The organism is Pseudoduganella sp. RAF53_2, assembly GCF_052113985.1.
Lineage (GTDB): Bacteria > Pseudomonadota > Gammaproteobacteria > Burkholderiales > Burkholderiaceae_D > Rugamonas.
In genome coordinates this window covers 1-4,925 of sequence record NZ_JBFRDW010000464.1, presented here as the reverse complement: position 1 = coordinate 4,925, position 4,925 = coordinate 1, and the positions used below count along the sequence as shown (strand labels likewise).

Sequence of the window (4,925 nt, the reverse complement as noted above, 5' to 3'; positions counted from 1 at the left end):
GCCGATGATCGTGGTCGGAACGTCCCGTCAATCGCTGCAATGGATTGCGGCCAATGCGGACGGCTGGGCGTCCTATCACCGTGAAGAAGAACGCCAGCAAGGCCGCATCGGCCTGTGGCAGCAGGCGCTGGCCCAGCGCAGTGAAGGTGCCAAGCCGTTCATCCAGTCGCTGAACCTGGACCTCGAAGAAGACCCGGACGCGCCGCCGGTTCCGATCACGCTGGGCATGCGCACCGGCCGCAATGCGCTAAAGGCTTACCTGCAGCGCTTACAGGAACTGGGCGTGGCGCATGTCATCATCAACCTGGCTCCTGGCGGACGTCCACCAGTAGAGGTGATCCGGGAGCTGGGTCTGTACGTGATTGACGAAACTGTTCAGGGTCCACACCATGCGCATCCTTGAACAGCTTCCAGAAATGGCTGCGGCTGCGGTAGCCCAGACGCGCTGTGATGATTTTGATCGGCATGTCCGTCTCGGCCAGCAGCTTCTCGGCGCGCTTCATGCGGAATTCGCGCAGCATTGACAGCGGCGAGCAGCTGTAGGTTTGCGTGAAGAGGCGGTGAAAAACGGTGCGGCTCATGCCCGCCGCTTGCGCCAGCCCATCCAGCGTGTACTCGCGGGCCGGGTCCTTCTCCAGCAGCTTGACGATCTTGGCCAGGCGCTCCTGCTGGCTGCTGATGCCGGGAGAGGGGACCTCTGCCGCATCAGGCCAGGCATGGCGTACCAGCGTGGTGACCAGGCGCCGCGCCACGCAATTCACGATCGCGGCCGACCCAGCGCCGCCGTGCGCCGACTCGCGCAGCAGTTCGGGAATTGCGCCGGTAAACAATTCGCTCCCTGCCGCATCGAGCCTGTGCGGCAGCAGCAGGACGTCGAACAGGCTGCGGCCGTCAAGCAGCTTTGCCGCGAGCAGGCCATGTGCCAGCACCAGACCAGGTCCCGGACGAGGGGCAGCGTAGCCGGGCAAGAGCAGCAGCTCGCCCGCCTTGGCAGAGATGGGACCCAATGCGGTGCCCAGCGTGCCACAGCCCTCCAGCACCGCGATGAAGTGAGCCATCTCCGGCGCCGCGCCTGGCAGTTCGTTCCCCGCCAGCGCTATACGCTGGAAGGCGAGGGCCGTGATATCGACCTGTCCCAGTGCCTGGTCTAGTGTTAATGCCATTAATTCTCCAGATGCTTCAACACGTCATCCGTGGTCCAGACGGCGTTTGCGATGAAGCGGAAATTTACGAGCGCGCTGCCATAGCCATCGCCCTCCGGCGCTTTCGGACCCGCGATCGCATCGCGCACCACCACGACTTCGAAACCGCGCTCCAGGAACTCGCGCAAATGCGATTCCACGCATAGATTGGATGCCATGCCGGTGAGGATGATCTTGTCGATGCCTTGCTTGCGCAACTGGAGCATCAGGTCATTGCTCTGTGGGCCATACAGCTTATGGGTGGCCGCGACAATCGTCTTGCCGTCCTCGATGTAAGGCTTGAACTCAGGCATCCAGTCGGCGCCGGAGCCATTGAAGCCCTCCAGATTCAGGTTGCCTTTGCGGTCGAACATGCGCAGCTTGTGCTGCACGCTTTCCGCCGGCGCCTGGAACTTCCAATTGTGGTCATGCGGATAGTAGTAGTGCGGCGAAATCGCGACCGTCATGCCGGCGCGTTTGGTGGCGGCGAACAGCTGCAGCAAGTGCGGCACCAGCTTTTGCTCGGTAACGCTCTCGCCGACCAGGGCCCAGGCCGCGCCTTTGGCGCTCATGAAATCGATCTGGGGATCGATCACCACCATTGCAGTACGGCTGGCATCCCATTTGAAGGTTGATGCAGGCAGACCTGGATTGGCAGGATCAGCATACTGGCTGGCTGCGTTAGTGGCCGAAGCCAGCAGCAGGGCGCTTGCGAGGACGAGAGGTTTCAAGTTTTTCATGCGAAGACTCCGTTAAATGTGGAGTCTTCAAGATACCGGCGGTCGCGCACGGAATGGTACGCAGAAGGTTCTGATTCGTTCCGTGCGCGCTCTGCCTTATTACATACCTGGAGGTGGCACTTCCGGGATCTGGTTGCGCAGGCTCAGGTTCAGGCTGTTCCAACCGCGGATCACGGAGATGGCATAACCCATCTGGGCGATTTCCTCATCGTTGAAATGTTCTTTCAGCTCGCGGAAGGCAGCGTCGATATCGTCCTTCTGCGGCAGGGCGTTGACGGCTTCGGCCCAGCCCAGCGCAGCGCGTTCGCGGTCGTCGAAGAAAGGCGACTCGCGCCAGCCGGCGATGGAATTGAGATGGCGCGGATCGGCGCCCTGCTTGATCAGATCGCGCCAGTGCATGTCGATGCACACGCCGCAGCCATTGATCTGGGACACGCGCAGGTTAATCAGCTCGATCAGGCGGTGGCCCAGTACGCCGCTTTTGACGGACATGGACAGGGCGATCATGTTCTTCATCTGGTTTTGTGCCAGGGTGAAGAAGGGGATACGGGCAGTATGAGTCATGATGTATTTCTCCGGTCTAGGTGGAAAGCGCCACAATGCGCCTTCCATACCCATTAGACGAACGCCGGAACCGGTTTGTGACAGACTGCCCGAAATTTTTTACGGCTTGCGGAAACGCAGGATGAACTGGTCGGTTTTGCCGCGGATCGACGGATCGAATACCTTCAGGCTGTGGTTATCGCCGGCATTGCGCAGAACCGAAGACTCGCCATCCAGCTTGAAGCCGGCCGCTTCGACTTCCTTCTTGACCAGGGCTTCATCGATGCGATGCAGGTCGCTCATGCCTTTGTCGTCCAGACCGGGCGCGCTGGCGTGGTCCAGCACCACGAAGACGCCGCCTGGTTTCAGAGCATCGAAGGCAGCTTTGTTCAGCTTGGCCGTGGCGGCGGCGCCGCCCCAGATGTGGATGTCGTGATAGTTCTGGGAGGTCCAGACCACATCCGCTTTCAAGGGCACGTTGAAGGACGCATCGCCAATGGATTCATGCACATTGCTGCGGCCCTCTTCACCGGACACCGGCGGCGGCAGCGGCTTGCCGTTGCGGCGATCGATCCAGATCTGCGGCGCCACGGCCCATACCTGGCCGGTCGGACCGACTGCGTTGGAGAAGATGCGGGTGAAATATCCGCCGCCCGGGAAATAATCGATAACAACCTGGCCAGGCTTCACGCCGGCGAAAGCCAGCATCTCTGCCGGTTTGCGATTCGCATCGCGGGCGACATCTTCAGCGGAACGGCCAGTAGTGGGGACATCGGCTGCCTGGCAAACAGCAGCGGCAAGCAGCAGCGTGGCTGCAGCGAACAATTTCATGATTTGCTCTCCTCCAGTTGAAAATAAAAAAAGGGGAAGAACTCGTCTTCCCCTTTTTGCTTACGCTGCCTGGGCAGCGGTATTCAATACTGAGCGATGCCGTGCGTAGCCGAAGTAGACGACCAGGCCGATGGCCAGCCAGACCAGGAAGGCAATCCAGGTGGTGGCAGCCAGGTAGGTCATCAGCAGTACGCAGAAGATCACTGCCAGCGCCGGCACATATGGCACGCCAGGGCAGCGGAAGGCGCGGTGCAGGTCAGGGCGCTTCTTGCGCATGATGACCACGGCGATCGACACCAGGCAGAATGCAGCCAGCGTGCCCATGTTCACCAGTTCCGCCAGCACATTCAGCGGCACCAGCGCAGCGATGGCGCCGAAGATCAGGCCAACCAGCCAGGTAGCGAAGAACGGGGTGCCGTATTTCGGATGCACGGTCGACAGTTTCTTCGGCAGCAGGCCGTCACGCGACATGGCGAAGATAATGCGGGTCTGGCCAAATGCCATCACCAGGATCACGGTGGTCATGCCGAGAATCGCGCCCAGCGAGACGAAGCCGGCAAACCAGTTTTCACCGGCATATTGCAGCGCCAGCGATACCGGGTGGTCGATGCCCAGGAATTCTTTGTAAGGAACGATGCCGGTCATGATGGCTGCCACGATCACGTACAGAATCGTGCAGACGGTCAGTGAACCGATAATGCCGATCGGCAGATCGCGCTCCGGACGCTTTACTTCTTCAGCAGCCGAAGTCACGGCRTCGAAGCCGATRAASGCGAAGAACACCAGCGCCGCAGCGCTCAGAATACCGGTGTGGCCATACGGTGCGAATGGATGCCAGTTCACTGGATGCACGTGGCGTGCACCCACAACGATGAACAGCAGCACCACGCCGATCTTGATCGCCACCATGATGTTGTTCATGCGGGCCGATTCGCGCACACCCCAGCCCAGCAGGGCGGTCAGCACGACCATGATCAGGAAGGCCGGCAGGTTGAACAGCGTGTTCACGCCCGGGATGGCGCCTGGCGCCGCCGTCAATGCGGTCGGCAGATGGATGCCGATGGCGTCGATCAAAGACTGGAAGTAGCCGGACCAGGCAACCGACACAGCGGAAGTGGCCAGGCCATATTCCAGCATCAGGTCCCAACCGATCATCCACGCCACCAGCTCGCCCAGAGTGGCGTAGCTGTAGGTATAAATGGAACCGGCCACCGGGACGGTGGAAGCGAATTCGGCATAGCACAGCGCCGCAAAAGCGCAGGCGATTGCGGCGACGACGAAGGAAATAGTCAGAGCAGGACCAGCAGTCAGCGCGCCAGTACCGGTCAGGACGAAGATACCTGTACCGACGATGGCGCCAATGCCCATCAGGACGAGGTCAAACGGGCCCAGCACCTTGCGCAGGCCACCTGGAGCACGGGCAGTTGCCACCATGTCGTCCAGGTTTTTGGTTCTGAAAATACTCACTGTTCCTTCTCCAATATTCTCTTTTCTACGGATATTCGCCCTGTCTCCGCAAGGCGCTGCCGCATACTAGCACAGCCGTCTGGATTTATTGGAAAAGAATATTCAATGTTGTTCAGACGCTAAACTGGCTAAAACACGCCGGCATAACGGGCCCCCGCCATGC

Annotated in this window: 5 protein-coding genes and 1 pseudogene; 1 reads left to right on the top strand and 5 read right to left on the bottom strand. The window is 60.4% G+C overall.

All coding sequences use genetic code 11. From position 1 onward, the window contains the following. Positions 1-403: pseudogene (locus tag AB4Z11_RS22980) on the top strand (TIGR03571 family LLM class oxidoreductase); the annotation flags it as partial. Here the strand turns inward: AB4Z11_RS22980 and AB4Z11_RS22975 are convergent. From AB4Z11_RS22975 to AB4Z11_RS22955, 5 genes are all read right to left on the bottom strand, one after another. Next, positions 300-1,163 carry a helix-turn-helix transcriptional regulator gene (locus tag AB4Z11_RS22975; protein WP_442027909.1) on the bottom strand — a complete coding sequence of 288 codons (864 nt, stop codon included), beginning with the start codon at positions 1,161-1,163 and terminating at the stop codon, positions 300-302. The pseudogene AB4Z11_RS22980 and the gene AB4Z11_RS22975 overlap by 104 nt on opposite strands. Beyond that, positions 1,163-1,921, bottom strand: coding sequence for a cysteine hydrolase family protein (locus AB4Z11_RS22970; protein ID WP_442027907.1), 759 nt, complete (start codon positions 1,919-1,921; stop codon positions 1,163-1,165). Before AB4Z11_RS22970 ends, AB4Z11_RS22975 begins: the two co-directional genes overlap by 1 nt. Positions 1,922-2,020: 99 nt before the next feature. Beyond that, on the bottom strand, positions 2,021-2,485 hold the full coding sequence (locus AB4Z11_RS22965) for a carboxymuconolactone decarboxylase family protein (RefSeq protein ID WP_442027906.1): 465 nt from the start codon (positions 2,483-2,485) through the stop codon (positions 2,021-2,023). 99 nt (positions 2,486-2,584) lie between these two features. After that, entirely contained in the window at positions 2,585-3,295 is a 711-nt protein-coding gene (locus AB4Z11_RS22960; protein ID WP_442027905.1) for a class I SAM-dependent methyltransferase, read from the bottom strand. Positions 3,296-3,355: 60 nt separating this feature from the next. Next, entirely contained in the window at positions 3,356-4,762 is a 1,407-nt protein-coding gene (locus AB4Z11_RS22955; protein ID WP_442027903.1) for an amino acid permease, read from the bottom strand. Positions 4,763-4,925: the final 163 nt, after the last annotated feature.

What these genes read in the sequence shown, in the direction of transcription:
- AB4Z11_RS22975 (WP_442027909.1), bottom strand. Translation starts at nt 1,163, where the DNA reads ATGGCATTAACACTAGACCAGGCACTGGGACAGGTCGATATCACGGCC.
- AB4Z11_RS22965 (WP_442027906.1), bottom strand. Translation starts at nt 2,485, where the DNA reads ATGACTCATACTGCCCGTATCCCCTTCTTCACCCTGGCACAAAACCAG.
- AB4Z11_RS22970 (WP_442027907.1), bottom strand. Translation starts at nt 1,921, where the DNA reads ATGAAAAACTTGAAACCTCTCGTCCTCGCAAGCGCCCTGCTGCTGGCT.
- AB4Z11_RS22960 (WP_442027905.1), bottom strand. Translation starts at nt 3,295, where the DNA reads ATGAAATTGTTCGCTGCAGCCACGCTGCTGCTTGCCGCTGCTGTTTGC.